Raw genomic sequence first — 1,434 nt, 5'->3', positions numbered from 1 at the left:
AAAGTACACTGAAAAAGTGATGGGTACTGATCAACTGGCTATCGGTCACTTCTCGACACTGTCTTACATCGTGTCTGGCTTCATTGGTAGCAAATTCGGTGACACATCAAAATCAACAGAAGACATCCAAGTTCCTAAAAGCTTAATGTTCCTGCGTGATACGCCAGTAGCCGTAGCAACAACAATGGCTATCTTCTTCATGCTTGCGTCTATTATTGCGGGCGGCGAGTTTGTAGAAACAGTATCAAGCGGTCAAAACTGGGTTGTATTTACCTTCATGCAATCTCTAATCTTTGCTGGTGGTGTTTACATCGTATTGCAAGGTGTGAAGATGCTAATTGCTGAAATCGTTCCTGCATTTAAAGGTATCTCTGACAAACTAGTACCAGGAGCAAAACCTGCTCTAGACTGCCCTATGGTATTCCCAGTAGCACCAAACGCGGTACTAATCGGTTTCCTTTGTTCTTTCGCGGCTGGCCTACTAGCAATGGCAGTTCAAGGTGCACTTGGTTGGACAATCATTGTAGCGGGTGTGGTTCCACACTTCTTCGTAGGTGGTGCGGCAGGTGTTTACGGTAACGCGACTGGCGGTCTACGTGGTGCAATTCTAGGTTCATTCACGCAAGGTCTGTGTATCTCTTTCCTACCAATGCTACTACTTCCAGTACTGGGTGGTCTTGGGCTTGAAGCAACAACATTTGCTGACTTCGACTTCGGTGTTGTTGGTCTGATTCTAGGATGGATTGTTTCATGAGCCTATTCGATTTAATCGGTAACCAAGGCGTTATCATCAACTCTGAAGAGAACCTAACGGTTGATGCTGCGATTGATTTAACCTGTTCAACACTGTTAGCAAGCAAGAAAATTGAAGCAAGCTATGTTGAAGCTATCAAGCAAAAGCACAAAGACATCGGCGCGTACTATGTTCTAGCACCAAAGATTGCGATGCCTCATGCTCGTCCTGAAGATGGTGTGAACGAAGCATCACTGCAGGTGACAGTATTCAAAAAGGGTGTTGATTTAGAGTCGGAAGACAACGGTGACGTTTACCTTTCAATCACTCTGGCAGCGATGGACTCAGATAGCCATATCCATACTATTATGGCGCTATCAGAGTTGTTCCAAAATGATGATGACATTGATGCCATTATCGCAGCGGAAACAGAGCAAGAGATCATCGAGATCTTAAAGCGATACTAGTTACGCTAAAAGCTGTTACTCCAGAGAAAAGCTATCAGACCGAGCCCTGCTCGGTCTTTTTTTTACACGTTTCAAATGACGATGCACCAGATTAACAAAGAGATGCCCGCCGAAGAGCTTTTCAACTCAGAACTTACCAACTACAGAGCTTCTCACCTAAAAGCATCTCAACTCAATAGTCGACAGACAAGCGCCCCCGGCTCCCTTAATGCATCCACGTTATAGCTAAGTACA

General features: G+C 44.9%; 2 protein-coding genes. Both read left to right on the top strand.

Features of this window, described 5'->3' with window-relative positions; genetic code table 11:
• On the top strand, positions 1-754 hold a 754-nt coding region (locus AB4496_RS26050), incomplete at its 5' end, for a PTS ascorbate transporter subunit IIC (protein WP_372132775.1).
• Positions 751-1,200, top strand: coding sequence for a PTS sugar transporter subunit IIA (locus tag AB4496_RS26045; RefSeq protein WP_009845709.1), 450 nt, complete (start codon positions 751-753; stop codon positions 1,198-1,200). The genes AB4496_RS26050 and AB4496_RS26045, both read left to right, overlap by 4 nt.
• Positions 1,201-1,434: the final 234 nt, after the last annotated feature.

Origin of the sequence: Vibrio sp. 10N.222.46.A1 (assembly GCF_041473595.1) — a bacterium.
Lineage (GTDB): Bacteria > Pseudomonadota > Gammaproteobacteria > Enterobacterales > Vibrionaceae > Vibrio > Vibrio tasmaniensis_A.
The sequence above is the reverse complement of the archived record's forward strand: the minus strand, read 5'-3'. Positions and strand labels throughout refer to the sequence as shown.

Excerpts from the sequence above, each read along its gene's own strand:
- AB4496_RS26045 (WP_009845709.1), top strand. The coding sequence starts at position 751 with ATGAGCCTATTCGATTTAATCGGTAACCAAGGCGTTATCATCAACTCT.